Below are 18,957 nucleotides of genomic sequence, written 5' to 3' on the forward strand. Positions count from 1 at the left end.
CAATCGTCAGCGTAAATTAAACACACATCACAATGTAAACCGTACACCAAGGAGGTTTTTATGTTGGGCTGGACATTAATGTTTTTAGTGATAGCCGTTATAGCGGGTCTATTGGGGTTTACCGGTATTGCAGGTGCAGCAGCAGGCATCGCGAAAATTATTTTCTTTATTTTTATTGTGTTACTAGTGATTTCGTTAGTAGCCAATGCGATTAGAGGCAAAGCTCCCCGAGGATAGTATTAACCCCTTACCTTAATCCAAGTTGAGGCTGCTTAAACAAGTTTATACGATTACAACCATCATCCAGGAGATGAATATGAATTTATTAAAACTACTGACAATGGCAAGTTTAATGGTGTTTTTAACGGCCGGTTTATCAGCATGTTCAGATAACAAAGCTGAAAACGCAGGTGAGAAAGTGGATGAAATGATGCAAGATGCCGGTAATGCAGTTGAAGATACATGTGAAGATGTTAAAGAAGGTATGAAAGCAGAAGATCCAGACTGTTAAGCATTGTACCAATCAAATTAACTATTTTATTTGTTTAAGTCGTTAAGTGTTACAACTCAAAATGCATTGTTCTAGGTAGAGTAACTCCATTTAAACCAATGTAAGTCGAAGTTGAATGTTTGACTGACAACGACGTAATGACCAGATAGTTATTAAGATAAGTATTAGCCTAAGCAGCACACATGTGCTGCTTTTTTTACAACAGGAGGACCACAATGCTAACCCGTATTCATATTAAATATTACTATACTGTTGGCGCATTATTGGCTTTGTGCTTATGTGTGGCGCTTCCTTATGTGTTACTTAAGGTTATTTTTGCTTGGATTGCATTATCTTTAGGGCTGGTGAGTTCAGCTTATTGGTTTAATAGCGCAGGCATTTTCCGAAAAAGCCAAGATGGCAGCATTCCTTGGTATATAAGTTGGAGTTTTGTTCCCTTTTTAATGGGGTGCCAGCTGTATAACGCCTGGGCAAGAAAGCACGACAAAGTGCCCGTAATCCAAAAAATAGATAAGCAGTTGTATTTAGCCTGCCGATTGTTTCCCAGTGATATTGACCGACTTAAGCATGAAAAAATTGATGCAATTTTGGATGTTACTGCCGAATTTGACGCATTAGAGTGGACCTTGTTTGATGAAAATATTGGCTATTTAAATATTCCCATATTAGATCACAGCGTACCGACTGTCGCGCAGTTAAATCAAGCCATTAATTGGTTACACACTCAAGTCAGTAATGGTAAAAATGTAGTAGTGCATTGCGCGCTAGGCCGGGGGCGTTCGGTGTTGGTATTAGCGGCTTATTTAGTCTGCCGTGAGAGAAATCGTAATGTTAATGATGTGCTTAAATCCATCAATAGTATCCGCCAAACGGCACGGTTAAATAAATGGCAGTTGGCCGCTATAGAAAAAATGCATAGTCAGCAACAAATTAATATTCACAAACGTGCTTGGTTGATTGTTAACCCAGTGTCTGGTGGTGGTAAATGGCATGATGAAGCAGACCATATTACCCAAACCTTGACGGATTACTTTCAGCTTGAAGTGCTGTATACCGCCAAAGATAAGTCTGCAGTGCAATTAGCCAAACAAGCTAAACAAAAGGGCGCAGATATTATAGTTGCCTGTGGTGGCGATGGTACGGTTAACGAGGTGGCATCAGTGATTGTTGATACCGATATTTTCTTAGGTATTATTCCGATGGGAACCACCAATGCACTAAGTCATACTTTGTTTGGCGCCGCCAGTAAATTGGTGCCGGTATCGCAAGCGCTTGATATTTTGATTCAAGGTTATTCACAACGTGTTGATACTGCTACATGTAATGATGAGTTGATGTTGTTGCTGGTGGGGCTAGGCTTTGAACAAAAAATGATAGCGAAGGCTGATCGTGACCAAAAAGATGCCCTAGGACAATTAGCCTACCTTAATGGTTTGTGGGAGGCGGTAGGCGAAAACCAGCCATTGTCGATAAGAGTGCAGATCGATGGTGGCGATATTAAAGTGATTAACACCACTAGCCTAGTGATAGCCAATGCTGCGCCATTTACCAGCTTGTTAGCGCTAGGTAATGGCGAGCCCAATATTACCGATGGCTTGTTAGATATTACCTGGATTGAATCGAGTGAGACATCGCCACAACAGTTATTGAGTATGACCGAGTTGCTATTTGCAGGCTTAACTGGAGAACGTGAAGATAATCAACAGAGTCAAATTCATCATGAGCAAGCAAAAAAAATCTACTTAAACACAGATTCGTCTTGCCAATATGTGATCGATGGTGAGTTATTTGAATCAGAAGATTTGTGTATTAAAGTCAAACCCAGGTCATTAAATGTGCTTGTGCCAGAAGCGAGCAAACACGTTTAATGAATGGGCGTTTAATGACGCTATGGTTCGTCTGAACCGGTTTGGTCTTCGTATTTACTGAGTTTGTTGTAAAGGGTTTTGACGCTAATACCGAGCTGTTTGGCAGTATCATTTTTATTGCCCAATGAGTTGTCGAGCGCTTGATAAATAGCTACTTTTTCAAGTTCATCTAAGCGCATACCAGCAGGTATTTGTACGTCGTCAGCTAAAGGCTCAGTTGATGGTTCCAGAGGTGTCACCGTGATATGACTTGGTAAAATAGTATCTTCTGCCAAAATATATGCACGTTCTATTGCGTGTTTTAGTTCGCGAACATTTCCGGGCCATTTTTGTTGTTGGATAAGTTTAATCGCATCATCTGAAAAGGTTTTAGTCAGTTTTTCAGCAGTATTTCGGTAGGCTAAAAAATGTTGTGCTAGGCCACTGATGTCATTGCTACGATCGCGTAATGGTGGCACTAGGATAGGGAAATGCGCTAAACGAAAATATAAATCTTCGCGGAAACGCCCAGCATCAATAGCGTCAGCTGGATCGCGATTGGTGGCAGCAACAATGCGAACATTGGCTTTTTTAAGCTGTTGTGAGCCGACAGAGCGATATTCATTGTTTTCGAGTACGCGTAACAATTTTACTTGATGTTCTAGCGGCATTTCGGTGACTTCATCAAGAAATAAGGTACCGCCTTCTGCTTGCTCGAATACACCACGGTGATCACGATGAGCACCGGTAAAAGCGCCTTTTACATGGCCAAACAGCTCACTGTCGACCAGTTCAGGGCTTAATGCACCACAGTTAATGGCGATAAATGGTTGGTTGATTCGGTGACTGGCCAGGTGAATGGTGTTGGCTACAAGCTCTTTACCCGCACCGCTTTCACCGACAATAAGTACGTTGCTTTCGGTTACGGCAACTTTACGAATAGTACGATACAACTTGTGCATTGCCCGCGATGAACCAACCAACAAACCGTATTGGTCTAGTTCACTAGAAAATGGCTGTTGTTGTTTTGTCGATTGTGACTGCAAGTCTTGGGCAAAGTCTTCTAAGGTGTCGTTGATTGCGTCGGCATCGTAAGGCTGACGAAAATGATAACCAGCGCTTTTTGACATTAAGTAATCTAAGTTAGGATTCGGTTTACCTTCGCTTAAGAAGATGAACTCAATATCAGACATTAACGCACTGTCAGTTAACTCTGCGTATTCTAGTTGGCTTAATTGCGATAATTCAATGATCGCAACATCTATCGAGTTACTGTGCAGTTGGTCTAACCAGGGCTGGTCAACTGAACTAGCAATCTTATTAAAGTGTTGGCAACTCGGTAAGGCAAGGAGTCGTGCTTCACCTTCTTGACGACGGTGTAGATGATAAAAAAGTGTTGGACGTGGCATACCGATTCACTCCCTGTGGTGTTAAGTCTAATGTTTACCAGTGATGTCGTGTTGACAATCACCAGTGATCATTCCGTGTAATTAGGTAATTAACTCAGACCCGGACAAATTATAATAACTTTAACTATTAGAAGGTTAATTAATTTTTGCCCATGTACATGGGGTGTTCATGGTTTAGTTTTTGCTTAATAAGGTGTGCTGTACCCGTATATGTTACACAACCCATCCAACAAAGTGCCAGTAAAATTATCGAATGCAGGAGGATTTACATTGAAATCATTTACTCGAGACGAACAGGCTGAGTCCGATGTATGGCTATTGCATGAGGCTATTGATTTATGCCAGGAAGGACAACAATTTTATGTCCAAGCCACATTGGGGACCGACGATTACAACATCAAACGAATTTTTATCCACATGGCCGACATTCGAAAATGCATGCTGGATCGTTTAACACCATTGTTTAGCGTGGTGCGTTCAAGCCAAGCAAGGCCGATAGACAGTCAAACTTATCATCAACAATCCTCACATCGACACTATGCTAAGGCTGAGCAGGTTATACAGCATAAGCCGTTACCCCAAGCGATAGCGGTATTGGTTGAAACCGAACAACAGGTCTTGGCTCATTTAAAGCAAACGGCTAGAAAAACTAAAAACCAGCGTGTTGCTAGCCAACTTGCCGAAGGTATTGCTTGGCTGCAAATGAGCTGTGACACCATGAAAAACCTCTCCGTTGCTCATACCTAGTCATATGCACGCACTAAAAAAGCGCATGATAATCAATATTGTCATGCGCTTTTTTATTGTTCGGGGTGTTGTTAATTAGTGGCTAACGCGTGTTTTTCTGACTGGTAACATAATGGTTTTGTATCTATTGAATTAGCCATAGTCTCAATATCTAGAGAGTTTATTGAATGAGAGATCAGGTTGATTTTGGCGAATCTACATTGAGATCCATTAACACCCATTGCGACGATGAAAAATTTACCTAGCGTCGGTAAAAAAGTCCGATATCGTTGTCCATAAAGTTTATTAAAATAAACACTAAAACCAGTTATTGTTAACTTTAACAGTTGGTTATGAAAGTTGGCATGGTTCACGCATTGTATTCTTTGAGATTAACAACGGAGGAAAACTTTATGAACAAGACCACATTATCTGTAGTAATGAGCATTATGTTAGGTTCAATGGCATTCGGTGCAAATGCAGCACAAGATTGGCAAGATGATGCAAAAGATGCGTGGATCGATGGTAAAGCTGAAACCACACTTTTGTTAAATGCAAATCTGAACTCATTTGATATTAATACCGACGTGCATGATGGCAACGTGACCCTAACAGGTAAAGTTAACAGCAGTGTTGATAAGTCACTTGCTGGAGAGTTAATTAAAAGCTTAGATGGCGTAAAAGACGTTAACAATGAGCTTTCGGTGATGAAGCAGCACAGTGATAAAGACAGCAAAGATTTAAGTGACTCACTCACAGATTCGAAAGTTGCTACTGTAGTGAAAACCCGATTATTATTCTCTGCTGACGTGTCAGGTTCCGATATTAACGTCGATGTCGCTAATGGCGTAGTGACATTAAAAGGCACAGTGTCGAGTGATGCAGAACGTGATTTAGCTTTAACCATAGCTAAAAATACCGATGACGTAAAAGATGTAGTCGATGAGTTACGTGTAACAGGATAATCTATTCGGTTATACTCAAACCAGCCTTTGGGCTGGTTTTTTTATGCCTAAAAAGCATGTGTAGCACTTAATACCAATCTCATTAAATATCTGATCAGTTCAGAGTCTCTCAGGTTTTTTAATTCAAGGCGCATTGATGTAGAAATGGCTGTTCCCTTTTAAATCGATGCAACACAGAAGTGGAATACCTGAGAGACTCCATTCTGGCGGGTTTCAAAGTACTTTATGCTGCGTTAGATGTTTTCAAAATAGAATCACTATTCGCTTCAATCATCTGCCTTGCCTACAGTACTTTGAACTCCCGCTGAAAGATCACATATTTAATAGGATTGGTATAACTTATGGATGCATTTTTCTGTGACAAACCATGTGATAAAACCGCTGTTAAATGTCATGCCGTGGTTGGCTTTGGCTAGTGTGTTGTGCCAAGCGCAAACCGATAAAGAAGTGGATCCCCTCAAGCAATATGAAGCCCAAAAGCGTTGTGAACAGTTGGTAGATAAGCATATGGACAATAGCTATCGTGATGGACGTGATGACAATATGCCGTTATTACAAGAGTCGATAGCCAATAATACCCATAGTGATTAATGCTGTTTCATTCAGAATGGTTCAAGCAATTTCTTACCATCTATTGACAGTCTTATTCGTTCTACTTTGCGTAGGCTTTTTTCTTATCAGAAACCTGACTGATGTTAATTACCTTTATGTTGAACACTTCTGTGGAGAAAACTGGGTTTAACGCAGCCGTATTAATAGATAATTGTTTGTTTCAAGGCCCGCTTACTGAGCTTAAGTCTTGTCGTAAACATGTTTAGGTTGTGTATATAGATGATGGGTTGATACGGAAATTGATCATCAAATAATTAATTTAGTAGAACAATTTATAGATAAAAGCACATGTTTTTGTTTGTTCGTAACTAAAGTTAGCCGACTGGTCTATTCTTAGTTATCCTATCACTAAAAAAGGGAGGCTAAATGAATAAAAGTGCAGCGAGTAGACAGTCAATATGCGTCGTAGGTGAAAAGCTTTTTGCGTTACACGGTTATAGTGCAGTGGGGATTAAATTGATTCTCGACGAAGTGGGTATTCCTAAAGGTTCTTTTTATCATTACTTTGCCAGTAAAGAAGCATTTGCCGCAGCCGTGGCCGAACATTATTTCCAGCAACGTATTCAACCTATCGCTATCGATTCAAGCGTAAACTTTAAAACCAATTTATCTACTGTGCTAAATGGATATCATCAACTCATTGACGAGCTGTTTAGTGGCAGTGAACCACGCGGCTGCTTGATGGGTAACTTGATGGTAGAGGTCAGTAGTCAGTCGCCGCAACTGCATCAAACCTTGAATCAGCTTTATGATCAATGGATCGGCCTATTGAGTGCACTTATTCAACAAGGGCAGCAACAAGGGCATATTCGTGCGGACTTACCGGCATCAACGTTAGCGAGTGTTTTTTGGTCAAATTGGCAAGGAACTATGCTACGCTGCCAAATTAAAATCGATAAAATGGCAGCTAAACGGGCTTTAGTGCAGTGCATACAAATGATGACTCGTTAACGCTAAGCGGTGCGGCGGTTATTTTTATTGTGTATTGCAGCAAAAATATTTATATTTCGGATGATTTTTCGGGGTTTGGAGTGGGTTGAATTGGCTAAAAGATTATTGTTTAGTTGTTTAGTGCTGTTGTTATCTGCATGTGCGTCTTCGCCTGCTGTGGTTATCGCGTCTAAGCCCATGGTGGTTCCTCCCATGCTTAAGCCAGAACCACCTAAGTGGAGTGAGTCAAACCTACTGAGTTTTCATAATCAATGGAAAGGCACTCCATATCGTTTAGGTGGCCTGAGTAGAAATGGCGTAGATTGTTCAGGGTTTGTGTATTTGGCCTACTTGAATATTGTTGGCGACAAGTTACCTCGTACCGTGAACTCGCAACGTATTTTAGGTAAAGAAATACCGCGTAATCAGTTAAAAACTGGCGATCTCGTTTTTTTCAAAACCACCCGAACCGTTCGTCATGTCGGTATTTACATGGGCAATGACCGTTTTTTACATGCCTCGACTAAAAAAGGGGTAAAAATTTCGAGTTTGAATAATATCTATTGGAAACCTCGTTTTTGGTTTGCAAAACGCTTAAAAAACCCAACTGCTGAGCAAAATATGTCGATCGCTAGTCTTGTTGATCATGTTCAACAGCAAGACGATTTATAATTTGGCAGCAGTTTAACTAGCTGGTGCCGTTTTTCGCTTAAACGCTAGGCCAGTATCTGAAATTCAGATTTGATGTTCTACCGCCTAGCGTCAGTATATCCATGTTATTTATAGCTATTTTAGGCTAACGCCACGACATAAACGGACCCACTATGCCAGACTCCAAGCATTGGACCTTAAAAAGTATTGCCAAAGAATTAGGTGTGTCGAATGCGACGGTATCTAATGCGTTTAATCGTCCAGATCAGTTGTCGGAAAAACGTCGAATAGACATTCTAGCTGCCTGTAACGAGCTCGGATATTTTGGACCGAATAAAGCAGCGCAATCTTTAAGGCGTGGCAAATTTGATACGGTAGCATTAGTGTTGTCGGACAGTATTGAATACATGGTGTCTGATCCCGTGGCCAGTAAGTTTATGAAAGGCGTTGCGGCAGTTTTTGAGCAACATAAAATTAATTTACTGTTGTTTTCTGGCAGTTCTGACAATGTGAATGGCGTAAATGATTTTGTCGATGGTTTTATTTGTTATGGCCGTCCTCGCAACCGTTTATTGGCCGAGCAATTAAAAAAAATCCGTAAAAAAGTGGTGACGGTCGACTTTAATATTCATCGTAGTGCTTCGGTGAGTATCGATAATAAAGCCGGTGCCTATGAAGTGGCTAAATTGGCAATTCAATCTGAGCAAGATCAGGTCGCAATTCTTGGATTACGCTTGCTCGACACTCACTTAACCTGTCGCGTGTATGATATTCATTCTATGGAAATCGACACTTCAGTAGCACATCAGCGTTTGCAAGGCTATTTGGATGCCATTGGTGATACTGGGGTTAAGCTTGGTGATGATCGCATTTGGAATATTCCTGAAAGTAATGCCGACTTTGCTGCTATAGCAGCCAAAGAAGCGCTTAATTGTGTACCGCGTCCTAATGTATTTTTGTGCATGAGTGACCTCATTGCCTTGAGTTTAATGCGCGAGGCAATCCAACAAGGTTTGCGGATCCCTGAAGATATTCGTGTGGTGGGTTTTGATGGTATTGATGAAGGCTCACGAGCTATCCCGCCGCTGACAACCGTGTTCCAGCATTCAGAACAAAAAGGTCGTAAAGCCGCAGAAATGTTTATTGCTGATGCCCATCATGCTGAAGTGTTAGGTTATGAACTTTCTCGTGGTGGCAGTTGTTGATGTAATATTGATGACCGGACGAATTTTGATACAAACAGTTTGATACAAACAGTTCGATACAAATATATCGAGACAATCAGATCGAGACAATCATATCGATACCAACAAGGCGCCTAATTAGGCGCCTTGTTTACGTTTAAGCTTAAATCAAACGGCAGATTAACCGCGGTGTTTAGCCAGTAAATCAGTCAGTACAATGTGAGTCGATTGCTGAGATTCAACGATGTTGATATGGGCTTCTTTGGTGGCAAAATTAACGCTTAACTTGGCTGAACTGTCGCCATGCACCCAACAAAGATCTAACTGATTAGCCTGGTTTGTCATGGTGAACTCACCATTAAAGGCATCGACTTTATTGCGTAGAGTGATCAGCTCACATAGCGCTTTAACAACCGGTTTTTGCATGGCAGTTTGAATGTCGCTTACCTGTAGATAAGGGCGGTTAATGTCGCGACCTACTTGAGTTTGATTCAGTAACTCCATGGCATTAGGCACTGCCAGTAAACCGGTGTAATACACCTGCGGAATACCTGGAGCAAAAAATTGCACGCTTCGAGCGATTAAATAATCAATGTCATTTTGGCCAAGCGCATCGTAGTAGGTGCAATTAACTTGATATAGATCGACATTGCTGGCTGCCGCGCCCGTTGCTTGTAAGCTTTCACCTTTGCTATTGCTATGGATGCGGTTAACTAAGTTATCAATTTCTGCCGCTGTTAATAAACCTGCTTTATTGCCGACCGGGCCAGCGTCAATAATGCCAATGCCGTCATGAGTATCTAATACCGTGACACAGTTGCGTGGGGCAATGGATAGCCAATGGCTTAATGCACTGACATCTTGGCTAAATAAGCTGTGGAGAATCAATGGTGGCAGCGCAAAGTCGTACACCATGTCTACGCGCTTAGCGATATCGAGCTGGGTCATGTAATGCGAGTGAATTTCGGCAAGGGTGGTCATGCCTAGGCTGTTGGCTTTTTTGGCTAACTCATCGACAAATTCAAATGATTCTTCAATCATAAAACAGCTAGTGCCTGGTTTTTTAATGGCATAACCCGCAGCGTCAAGACGAATAAGATCGACTTTGCTTTCATGAAAACGCGTTAGCACCTTGTTTAAATGTGCCTGACCTGCAGCGGTATGCACATTAATATCAATTTGATTTGAGGTAAAGGTCGTCCAAAACTCGGCTTGTGTACCGTCGGCGAGTTTATAGGTGGTGAAACAACTCCCCGGACGTGGGCGATAAATTTTAGCTTGGTTTTCTGCGCTTAAACCGTCTGGAAATACGCTATCTTTGGTTAAAAATAAATCCCAATAAACTGAGCTTTTACCGTTGGCAAGCACGTCTTGAAACTCGGTAGACTCTGCAGACATGTGGTTAACGATTAAGTCGGCCATGATGTCGTATTGTTGACCAATCTGCTTTACGTCATTCCAATCACCAAGACGTTCATCTACTTTTGCATGGTCTATAGGGTCAAAGCCAGCATCGCTGCCGTCAATCGGATAATAAAAAGGTAACAGATGTACGCCACCAAAGAGATCATGCAGTTCTGTGTCGAGAACCTGTTTGAGTCCTTTTAAGTCTGAGTGCGCTATACGATCTACGTAAGTGATCAGCTGAACATTATTTTTCATGTTGGTGACTCTTAAAGTAAGTATTTAAAAAAAACTTAATCGATTAAGTTGTATATTTAACCAATATGAAACATTATTCAAGGGCTTTGTTTAAATATTGAATTCGTTTTCTGTGGGAGAAGACGAATGTGTCGCCATAAATAGACTGTGTGACCACAAAGAAAACATATAACAATAAGGTAAAAAGTATGGTTAACCATATGAAGAGTAATGAGAATAGTGGTAACACTAGGATAAGAATACTAACATATTTAATGTTTTTTATGTTCGCGATGACTTCTGATGCGGTGGGAGTGATTATTCCTGAGCTGATTAACACATTTGATTTATCGATGTCTCAAGCGAGTGCATTTCATTACATGCCAATGCTATTTATCGCATTAAGTGGGCTATTTTTGGGTTTTCTGGCGGATAAGTTAGGCCGGAAAATAACAATTTTAATTGGCTTACTGCTGTTTGCGCTAGCCAGTTTTATGTTCGCATTAGGTGAGTCATTTTATTATTTTCTATGTTTATTGGCGTTAGTCGGTATTGCTATTGGGGTGTTCAAAACGGGTGCGCTAGGATTAATTGGTGATATTTCAACTAACTCAAAACAACACTCAAGTACCATGAATACCGTCGAAGGCTTTTTTGGTGTGGGTGCCATGGTCGGCCCGGCGATTGTCAGCTATTTATTGATAACAGGGGTGTCGTGGAAGTATCTGTATTTTGGTGCAGGGGTGTTTTGTTTAATATTATGTTGGCTAGCTTATAAGGCTGAATACCCGCAACTTAAGCGCTCATCTACTCAAGATATTAATCTAGCCAGTACGTTTAGCATGATGAGGAACCCTTATGCATTGGGCTACTCTTTAGCGATTGGGCTTTATGTTGCTACTGAAGTGGCCATTTATGTATGGATGCCGACGCTATTACTCAACTATGAAGGTGAGTTGGCATTAATCGCGACGTATGCATTAACAATCTTTTTCACATTACGGGCACTGGGACGTTTCTTAGGTGGCTGGATCCTCAATCGATACAGTTGGCAGCAAGTGATGTTTTGGTTCAGCCTAGCAATTAGCCTATGTTATTTAGGTGCAATGATGTATGGCATTTCTGCGGCGGTTATTTTATTGCCTTTATCAGGCTTGTTTATGTCAATGATGTATCCAACATTAAACTCTAAAGGGATCAGTTGTTTCCCTGTTGACCAGCACGGTTCAGTTGCTGGGGTTATTTTATTCTTTACTGCGCTTTCTGCTGCATTAGGTCCATTGTTGATGGGAGTGGTAGGCGACATATTTGGTCATGTTAAATACGGGTTTTATTTAGCAACTGGCTTTGCATTTATGTTGTGCTTATTAGCAGCCTACAATCTGCTTCGTGATCCGTCAGGACATTTATTGACCGCTGACGCTAAATAATGAACCTCTGCGATTATAAATATTTAATCTAATAAACATCTACTTAGACGATTTTTTAATCCTGTTAACGATAATTGAACATAAATTGTACTTGCAATTTACTGTTTAGTTGCTAACTTGTAACTTAATCGATTAAGTAAAGGCTTGAATTTAACTTTAACCTTAACCTTTTGACTCGCTACTGAGCTAGTTTGGGGGCTTAGTTCGATTGATGAATATATTACTGATGTTGTTATGGGGAGATAAGACAACATCAATACACTCTATGTGGGGACATAAAAATGATAATAAGCACATCTAAAAAATTTGTATTGAGTACGCTAGCGGTGATGGTTAGTTCGAGCTTGTGGGCTGCTGAAGCAGATACTGCGGAAACCAAGAAAGACGCCATTGGCCTTGAGCGCATTGTGGTAACGGGTGTAGCCCGTGGTACACGTGTAATGGACTCGAGCGTGTCGGTGAGCAGTGTGTCGCCAGAAGATTTAGCGATTAGCTCACCTCGTTCATCAGCCGAAGCGTTCCGTATTATTCCGGGCATGAAGGTTGAATCGACTGGTGGTGAAGGTAACGCCAACATTGCGGTACGCGGTTTGCCTGTTGCCTCAGGTGGAGCTAAGTTCTTGCAAATTCAAGAAGATGGCTTACCTATTTTACAGTTTGGTGATATTGCATTTGGTAATGCGGATATTTTCTTACGTATTGATTCTACAACACAAACTATTGAATCAATCCGTGGCGGTTCAGCATCAACAGCTGCCAGTAATGCACCAGGCGGTATTATTAACGTCATCAGTAAAACCGGTACCAGTGATGCTGGCAGTATTTCATCTACTGTGGGTCTAGATTACGATACTTTGCGTACTGATTTTGAATACGGCACCAGCATTAATGACTCGATGCGTTTTCACATCGGTGGCTTTGTGCGCACCGGTGATGGTCCGCGTGATCCTGGTTACACCGCAAACAAGGGTGGCCAAATTAAAGCTAACTTAACCAAAGAGTTTGATTCTGGTTATGTGCGTTTATATGTAAAGCACTTAAATGATAAAAGCATTGGTTATTTGCCGATGCCAATGTATTCCGATGGCAGCTCAATACCTGGATTTGATGCTCAATCTGATACGGTTCATTCAGCTAACATGTTATCAACCCTACGCTTGGATGCTAACGGCAATATTAGCCGTGGTGATATGCGTGATGGTATGAATCCGATTGTTAACTCGGTGGGACTAGAAGCCTCATTTGATTTAGGTGACGATTGGTTAGTGGAAAACCGTTTCCGTATCTCGGATGTGAGTGGTAATTTTATGTCGTTAATGCCAGCAGAAGTGGGCAACAGCTCAAGTATTGCTAGCAGTATTGGCGGCGCTGGTTCGACACTTATTTATGCTAACGGCGCTAAAGCAGGTCAAGCATTTGATAGTGATTTAGCCATGCGGGTGCACAGTTTTGATGTGACCATGAATGACTTTGGCTCTATCGTCAATGACATGAAATTAACCAAGACGTTTGATGATTCTAACGTCACTTTTGGTTTTTATACTGCTACACAAAATATCAATATGACGTGGATGTGGAACTCTTACTTAATGGAAGTGCAAGGTGATAATGCCGCACTTTTAGATGTGGTTGCCGCAGATGGTACGTCTTACTCTGATAATGGTTTATATGCTTATGGCGTGCCTTATTGGGGCAATTGTTGCCAACGTAATTATGATTCAGACTACACCATTAAAGCACCGTATATTGCTGCGTCATCTAAGTTTGGCGATTTATCGTTAGACGGTAGCGTGCGCTATGACTCTGGCGATGCCAGTGGTTACTATGCGGGTAATGTGCAATCACAAGTGGACATGAACCGTGATGGGGTGATTTCTCAGCCTGAGTTAAGTGTGTCGTCAATTGATAATGCTAACCCACAGTTAGTGAATTATGACTGGGGATACTTATCTTACTCATTAGGTGCTAACTACCAAGTGTCTGAAGATTTAGCTGCATTTGGTCGTATCAGTCATGGTGGCCGTGCTAATGCTGACCGTTTATTATTTGGTAAGGTGAGTCCTGATGGTTCAGTTTCTGACGAAGACTCAGTGGATGAAGTAGACCAGTACGAAGTGGGTGTGAAGTATCGTTACGATAATATGTCGGTATTTGCGACAGCATTTTACTCTGAAACCGAAGAGCAAAACTTTGAAGCCACAAGCCAAATATTCTTTGACCGTAAATATGAAGCCAAAGGGATTGAGCTAGAAGGTGCTTACTACGTTGGCGATTTCGACTTCCGCGGTAACGTAACCTGGACCGATGCTGAAATTGTTAAAGATGCCCTTAACCCAGGCGTAATCGGCAACACACCACGTCGCCAAGCAGATTTTATTTACTCTCTAATGGGCCGTTATAACTTTGATAAAGGCTCTGTTGGGGTCAATTTGATTGGTACCACTGAGTCTTATGCTCAAGATAACAATGACCTAAGTTTTGATGGTTACACTCAAGTCAATGCGTTTGCGTCGTACCAGCTAACCGATATGTTATCGGTCGCGCTTAACGTCAATAACTTGTTTGATACTGTCGGTATTACCGAAGCTGAAGAAGGTTCGGTACCCGATAACAATATTATTCGTGCCAGAACCATTAACGGCCGTACAACCAGCGCCACGGTTAAGTACGAGTTTTAATCGTTTATTGTCATTGCCTTAGTTGTAATCAGCTAGTTTTAGTCAGCTAGTTTTAGTCAGCTAGTTGTAGTCATCTTATTTGCAATGGTATTAGTTGCATTAGTTTTAGAAATCCCTGTTAACAAGCCCATGCAAATGGGCTTTTTTTTGGACGTTTTATATGAGTACATTATTGAGTTTTGGTGAAGTATTAATTGATCTATTGCCAGTGGGCCATTCTGGTTTGGTTCACGAGCCTATCCCTGGCGGCGCGCCTGCCAATGTCGCTGTGGGTTACGCAAAATTAGGCGGCAAGAGTTTTTTTGCTGGTGGCATTAGTGCTGACCATTATGGCGTGATGTTGCAAGATGCCTTGGCAGCACAAGGTGTGGATGTCAGTTGTTTAACATTAGTGCCAGATGCTGCTACTGCCACCGTGTTAGTTAGTTTAGATGCTCAAGGGGAACGGTCGTTTAGCTTTAATCGGCAAAGCACTGCCGACATGCTATACCGTGAAGCTGATTTTGATGCTATCGATTGGTCTCAAATTGATATTTTTCATCTTTGTTCAAATACATTTACTGAAAAGGCCATTTTCACCGCCAGTCTCTATGGTGCTAAAAAAGCGCATAAAGAACAAACGTTAGTCAGTTTTGATGTCAATTTACGCTTGTCACTATGGCAAGACACTCGGTTGCTATCAGCTCTAGTGGAGCAATGTTTTGGTTACACACACCTGTTGAAAATGAGTAAAGAAGAAGCACTCTATTTGGCTCTGGATCGTGGGGGATCATTTGACGATTATTTAGCATTCTGTATTGCACAAGGGGTGAGGTTAATTTTGGTCACCAATGGTGCTGAGTCCGTTTTATGCCACAGTGCTGAGTTTTCCTTTGAGTTGTCGGTGCCTAAAATTGTTGCCATAGATACTACTGCCGCCGGAGATAGCTTTGTTGCGGGGTTCTTATTTGAACTCGGCCGTGATGAAGGATATTTTACTCCTGGGCCTTTAGTGCAAAAATTGCTTAATCGAGTGAACGTTCAAACTGCTGCCGAGTTTGCAATTAAGTGTGGTGCGATAACGTGTACGACAAAAGGTGCTTTTCCTGCGCTGCCCGTTTTGGCGCAAGTGCAATCGTGAATCAAATTTGTGTAAATGAGTTATTGAGCAATAAAAAAGAGGTCACCTTAGGTGACCTCTTTTTTATCATTGAATCAATAACGCGGTTAATCGTGCGTTATGGCCGATTCGGCTAACTCGGTTTTATTTTTGCCTCGTTTTGCGAGGGCATAATAAAACAGTGGCGTTAAGATAAGGCCAAAAATCGTCACCCCAATCATGCCTGAGAATACTGCAACACCCATTGCTTGACGCATTTCTGAACCAGGTCCGCTAGAAAACACCATAGGTACCACACCCATAATGAAGGCTATCGAGGTCATTAAAATAGGCCGTAAACGTAAGCGCCCGGCTTCAAGTATGGCCTCTAATGGTTCCATGCCATCATCTTGTAACTCTTTGGCAAACTCAACAATTAGAATGGCATTTTTGGTTGCCAGCCCCACCAGTACAATTAACCCAATCTGGGTAAAGATATTGTTATCTCCACCGTAGATAAGTACCCCTGTTAATGCCGATAACAGTGTCATTGGGATAATCAGAATAATGGCTATTGGTAAGCTTAAACTTTCATATTGCGCGGCTAATACCATAAACACTAACAAGATAATTAATGGGTAAATATAGGCGCCCGCATTGCCTGCCAAAATTTGTTGGTAGGTGATCTCAGTCCACTCGTAGGTCATACCGTTAGGTAAGGTTTCAGATAAAATCTTTTCAATTGCAGCTTGCGCCTCACCGCTACTAAATCCAGGTGCAGCACCACCATTTAATTCCGCAGTGGTAAAACCGTTGTAATGCATGACTCGATCTGGACCAGATGAATTGGTGACATTAATAAATGAACCAATAGGTACCATTTCACCTTGGTTGTTACGTACTTTTAGTTGGGCAATTTGTTCAGGCGTTTGTCTAAACTGCTCATCTGCTTGAACGTTCACTTGATAAGTTCGGCCAAACTGGTTGAAGTCGTTGGCGTAAACCGAACCCATATAACCCTGCAGGGTGGAGAACAATTCGTCTAACGACACCGATTGCTGCTTGGCTTTAGTACGATCGATGTTTACTTCAAGTTGTGGCACATTGACTTGATAACTCGAGAATACTCCCGCTAGCTCTGGCGTTGCCCATGCTTTTTGCATCACTTGCATGGTCACTTTATACAACTCTTCGTAACCGTAATTAGCACGATCTTGAATTTGTAATCTAAAGCCACCGATGGTGCCTAAGCCTTGCACTGGCGGTGGCGGGAAAATCGCAATAAATGCGCCGTTAATCGAGGCAAATTTTTGATTTAACGCAGCGGCTATAGCACCTGCTGATAATGATGGATCTTTGCGATCGGTAAAGTCATCCAGCGGGGTAAACAAAATGGCGCTGTTAGTACTATTGGTAAAGCCATTAATGCTTAAACCTGGGAAGGCTACAGCATGGGCGACACCAGGTTGCTCAAGTGCAATACGTGACATTTCTTTCACGATAGCTTCAGTGCGATCTAATGATGCAGCATCAGGTAGTTGGGCAAAGGCAATAAGATATTGTTTATCTTGCCCAGGCACATAACCTGTTGGGGTATTGGCAAACTGTAAGCCTGTTAAGCCGACTAAACCGATATACAAAATACCAATGACAGCACCAAAACGAATGATTTTCTTCACTAACCAGCCGTAACCGTTAGACATACGCGCAAATAGGCGGTTAAACGGATTAAATAACCAGCCTCCGAGCAGCTTATCCATACCACGGGTCAGCATATCTTTTTTCTCGTGATGACCTTTAAGCAATAATGCCGATAATGCAGGGCTAAGGGTTAACGAGTTAATCGCCGAAATAAAGGTGGAGATGGTAATGGTTAACGCGAACTGCTTATAAAATTGCCCGGTTAAGCCTGACATAAATGCCGTTGGAATAAATACCGCCGCCAGTACCAAGGTGGTGGCAATAATCGGACCGGTCACTTCTTTCATTGCCTTTTGAGTGGCAGCAACGGGCGATAATCCGTCTGAGATATTTCGCTCAACGTTTTCAACTACTACAATCGCATCATCGACCACGATACCAATCGCCAGCACTAAGCCAAACAGTGATAAGGCATTCAGCGAAAAGCCCATTAGGTGCATAAAGGCGAATGTACCCACAAGTGATACCGGAACCGCCACTAATGGAATAATGGATGCGCGCCATGTTTGTAAAAACAGCACCACCACTAATACAACCAGCAATAATGCTTCAACCAGTGTTTGTACCACAGCTTTAATTGAGCCACGCACGAACACGGTTGGATCGTAGACGATGTCGTAGGCTAAACCTTCTGGGAATGATTTAGACAACTCAGCCATTTTAGAACGGACATCATCAGATATTTGAATCGCGTTAGAGCCCGATGCTTGGAAAACCGGTAATGCAGCCGCGTCTTTATTGTCTAACATTGAACGCAAAGCATAAGTCGATGCACCTAATTCAACCCGGGCAACATCTTTTAAACGAGTGATCTGACCTTGATCACCCACTTTAACAATAATGTCTTCGAACTCTTCAACGTTGGATAAACGGCCTTTAACATTAATCAGTAATTGGAAATCACTGTCGCCGCTAGGCTGCGCGCCTAAACTGCCGGCTGCGGCTTGTTGGTTTTGCTCACGAATAGCGGCAACTATATTGCTCGGTGATAATCCGATTGCCGCTACTTTGTTAGGGTCTAGCCACACACGCATGCTGTAATCGCCAGCGCCAAACACACGCACAGCACCCACACCGGTAATACGGGCTAATTCATCTTTTACTTTTAATACCGCATAGTTAGACAGATACAACATGTCATAACGATCGTCGGGCGAGGTTAAATGCACCACCATGGTTAAGCTAGGTGATGACTTTTCTGTGACTATGCCTAAGCGTTGTACTTCTTCTGGTAAACGAGGTTTTGCCCGTTCTACCCGGCTTTGGACTTGGGTTTGAGCTAAATCAACATCAGTACCAATCGCAAAGGTGATGGTTAGCGTCATGCGCCCATCAGACGTGGCTTGCGAAGACATGTACAACATGTTTTCTACGCCGTTAATCTCTTGTTCTAGCGGGGATGCAACCGTTTCAGCAATGATTTTAGGGTTAGCACCTGGGTAGTTTGCCGTAACAACCACGGTAGGTGGTACCACTTCTGGGTATTCGGTAATGGGCAATTGCCATACTGCTAGTGCGCCTGAAATAAAGAACAGCAGCGACAAAACAGCGGCAAAAATTGGTCTTTTAATAAAGAATTGAGACAACATTATGT

Annotated in this window: 15 protein-coding genes; 12 read left to right on the plus strand and 3 right to left on the minus strand. The window is 42.0% G+C overall.

Translation table 11 applies throughout. The features are described from left to right. Positions 1 to 60 precede the first annotated feature (60 nt). The 3 genes from AAEY99_RS02940 to AAEY99_RS02950 all read left to right on the plus strand — a co-directional run bounded on the left by AAEY99_RS02940 (position 61) and on the right by AAEY99_RS02950 (position 2,379). Positions 61 to 237, plus strand: a complete 177-nt coding sequence (locus AAEY99_RS02940; RefSeq protein ID WP_101088664.1) for a DUF1328 family protein — start codon at positions 61 to 63, stop codon at positions 235 to 237. A gap of 79 nt (positions 238 to 316) precedes the next feature. Further along, positions 317 to 511, plus strand: coding sequence for a hypothetical protein (locus AAEY99_RS02945; RefSeq protein WP_192116240.1), 195 nt, complete (start codon positions 317 to 319; stop codon positions 509 to 511). A 215-nt stretch (positions 512 to 726) separates the two neighbouring features. Further along, on the plus strand, positions 727 to 2,379 hold the full coding sequence (locus AAEY99_RS02950; RefSeq protein ID WP_182744961.1) for a diacylglycerol kinase family protein: 1,653 nt from the start codon (positions 727 to 729) through the stop codon (positions 2,377 to 2,379). 20 nt (positions 2,380 to 2,399) lie between these two features. On the opposite strand, the gene AAEY99_RS02955 is transcribed toward AAEY99_RS02950, so the two are convergent. Beyond that, complete coding sequence (locus AAEY99_RS02955; protein WP_101088661.1) at positions 2,400 to 3,767, minus strand: sigma-54 interaction domain-containing protein; 1,368 nt, start codon at positions 3,765 to 3,767, stop codon at positions 2,400 to 2,402. Between the two features lie 270 nt (positions 3,768 to 4,037). Between AAEY99_RS02955 and AAEY99_RS02960 the strand changes: the two genes are divergently transcribed. The 6 genes from AAEY99_RS02960 (at position 4,038) to AAEY99_RS02985 (ending at position 8,856) form a co-directional block, all read left to right on the plus strand. Beyond that, complete coding sequence (locus AAEY99_RS02960; RefSeq protein ID WP_182744962.1) at positions 4,038 to 4,514, plus strand: glutamyl-tRNA reductase; 477 nt, start codon at positions 4,038 to 4,040, stop codon at positions 4,512 to 4,514. 392 nt (positions 4,515 to 4,906) lie between these two features. Then, positions 4,907 to 5,458, plus strand: coding sequence for a BON domain-containing protein (locus AAEY99_RS02965; RefSeq protein WP_101088659.1), 552 nt, complete (start codon positions 4,907 to 4,909; stop codon positions 5,456 to 5,458). Positions 5,459 to 5,815: 357 nt separating this feature from the next. Beyond that, positions 5,816 to 6,049, plus strand: coding sequence for a hypothetical protein (locus AAEY99_RS02970; RefSeq protein ID WP_351009060.1), 234 nt, complete (start codon positions 5,816 to 5,818; stop codon positions 6,047 to 6,049). Between the two features lie 387 nt (positions 6,050 to 6,436). Then, complete coding sequence (locus tag AAEY99_RS02975; protein WP_162024200.1) at positions 6,437 to 7,021, plus strand: TetR/AcrR family transcriptional regulator; 585 nt, start codon at positions 6,437 to 6,439, stop codon at positions 7,019 to 7,021. Positions 7,022 to 7,081: 60 nt separating this feature from the next. Beyond that, positions 7,082 to 7,672, plus strand: coding sequence for a C40 family peptidase (locus AAEY99_RS02980; protein WP_351009240.1), 591 nt, complete (start codon positions 7,082 to 7,084; stop codon positions 7,670 to 7,672). Positions 7,673 to 7,824: 152 nt separating this feature from the next. After that, a complete protein-coding gene (locus tag AAEY99_RS02985; RefSeq protein ID WP_101088655.1) occupies positions 7,825 to 8,856 on the plus strand; it encodes a LacI family DNA-binding transcriptional regulator in 1,032 nt (343 codons plus the stop codon). A 159-nt stretch (positions 8,857 to 9,015) separates the two neighbouring features. On the opposite strand, the gene gtfA is transcribed toward AAEY99_RS02985, so the two are convergent. Next, a complete protein-coding gene (gene gtfA / locus AAEY99_RS02990) occupies positions 9,016 to 10,497 on the minus strand; it encodes a sucrose phosphorylase (protein ID WP_351009063.1) in 1,482 nt (493 codons plus the stop codon). Positions 10,498 to 10,685: 188 nt separating this feature from the next. Here gtfA and AAEY99_RS02995 point away from each other — a divergent pair, with 188 nt between their 5' ends. The 3 genes from AAEY99_RS02995 to AAEY99_RS03005 all read left to right on the plus strand — a co-directional run bounded on the left by AAEY99_RS02995 (position 10,686) and on the right by AAEY99_RS03005 (position 15,704). Continuing rightward, positions 10,686 to 11,906, plus strand: coding sequence for an MFS transporter (locus AAEY99_RS02995; RefSeq protein ID WP_101088653.1), 1,221 nt, complete (start codon positions 10,686 to 10,688; stop codon positions 11,904 to 11,906). Between the two features lie 281 nt (positions 11,907 to 12,187). After that, a complete protein-coding gene (locus AAEY99_RS03000) occupies positions 12,188 to 14,584 on the plus strand; it encodes a TonB-dependent receptor domain-containing protein (RefSeq protein ID WP_351009066.1) in 2,397 nt (798 codons plus the stop codon). Between the two features lie 160 nt (positions 14,585 to 14,744). Beyond that, the gene (locus AAEY99_RS03005) at positions 14,745 to 15,704 is read left to right on the plus strand and encodes a carbohydrate kinase family protein (protein WP_351009069.1); all 960 of its coding nucleotides are present in this window, start codon (positions 14,745 to 14,747) and stop codon (positions 15,702 to 15,704) included. Between the two features lie 86 nt (positions 15,705 to 15,790). Here the strand turns inward: AAEY99_RS03005 and AAEY99_RS03010 are convergent, their stop codons facing one another. Next, positions 15,791 to 18,955, minus strand: a complete 3,165-nt coding sequence (locus tag AAEY99_RS03010; protein WP_502959488.1) for an efflux RND transporter permease subunit — start codon at positions 18,953 to 18,955, stop codon at positions 15,791 to 15,793. Positions 18,956 to 18,957: the final 2 nt, after the last annotated feature.

It is taken from the genome of Shewanella sp. S1-58-MNA-CIBAN-0166, from assembly GCF_040310085.1.
In the GTDB taxonomy this organism is placed as follows: Bacteria; Pseudomonadota; Gammaproteobacteria; order Enterobacterales; family Shewanellaceae; genus Shewanella.

What these genes read in the sequence shown, in the direction of transcription:
- AAEY99_RS02940 (WP_101088664.1), top strand. Translation starts at nt 61, where the DNA reads ATGTTGGGCTGGACATTAATGTTTTTAGTGATAGCCGTTATAGCGGGT.
- AAEY99_RS02945 (WP_192116240.1), top strand. Translation starts at nt 317, where the DNA reads ATGAATTTATTAAAACTACTGACAATGGCAAGTTTAATGGTGTTTTTA.
- AAEY99_RS02950 (WP_182744961.1), top strand. Translation starts at nt 727, where the DNA reads ATGCTAACCCGTATTCATATTAAATATTACTATACTGTTGGCGCATTA.
- AAEY99_RS02955 (WP_101088661.1), bottom strand. Translation starts at nt 3,767, where the DNA reads ATGCCACGTCCAACACTTTTTTATCATCTACACCGTCGTCAAGAAGGT.
- AAEY99_RS02965 (WP_101088659.1), top strand. Translation starts at nt 4,907, where the DNA reads ATGAACAAGACCACATTATCTGTAGTAATGAGCATTATGTTAGGTTCA.
- AAEY99_RS02975 (WP_162024200.1), top strand. Translation starts at nt 6,437, where the DNA reads ATGAATAAAAGTGCAGCGAGTAGACAGTCAATATGCGTCGTAGGTGAA.
- AAEY99_RS02980 (WP_351009240.1), top strand. Translation starts at nt 7,082, where the DNA reads ATGATTTTTCGGGGTTTGGAGTGGGTTGAATTGGCTAAAAGATTATTG.
- AAEY99_RS02985 (WP_101088655.1), top strand. Translation starts at nt 7,825, where the DNA reads ATGCCAGACTCCAAGCATTGGACCTTAAAAAGTATTGCCAAAGAATTA.
- gtfA (WP_351009063.1), bottom strand. Translation starts at nt 10,497, where the DNA reads ATGAAAAATAATGTTCAGCTGATCACTTACGTAGATCGTATAGCGCAC.
- AAEY99_RS02995 (WP_101088653.1), top strand. Translation starts at nt 10,686, where the DNA reads ATGGTTAACCATATGAAGAGTAATGAGAATAGTGGTAACACTAGGATA.
- AAEY99_RS03000 (WP_351009066.1), top strand. Translation starts at nt 12,188, where the DNA reads ATGATAATAAGCACATCTAAAAAATTTGTATTGAGTACGCTAGCGGTG.
- AAEY99_RS03005 (WP_351009069.1), top strand. Translation starts at nt 14,745, where the DNA reads ATGAGTACATTATTGAGTTTTGGTGAAGTATTAATTGATCTATTGCCA.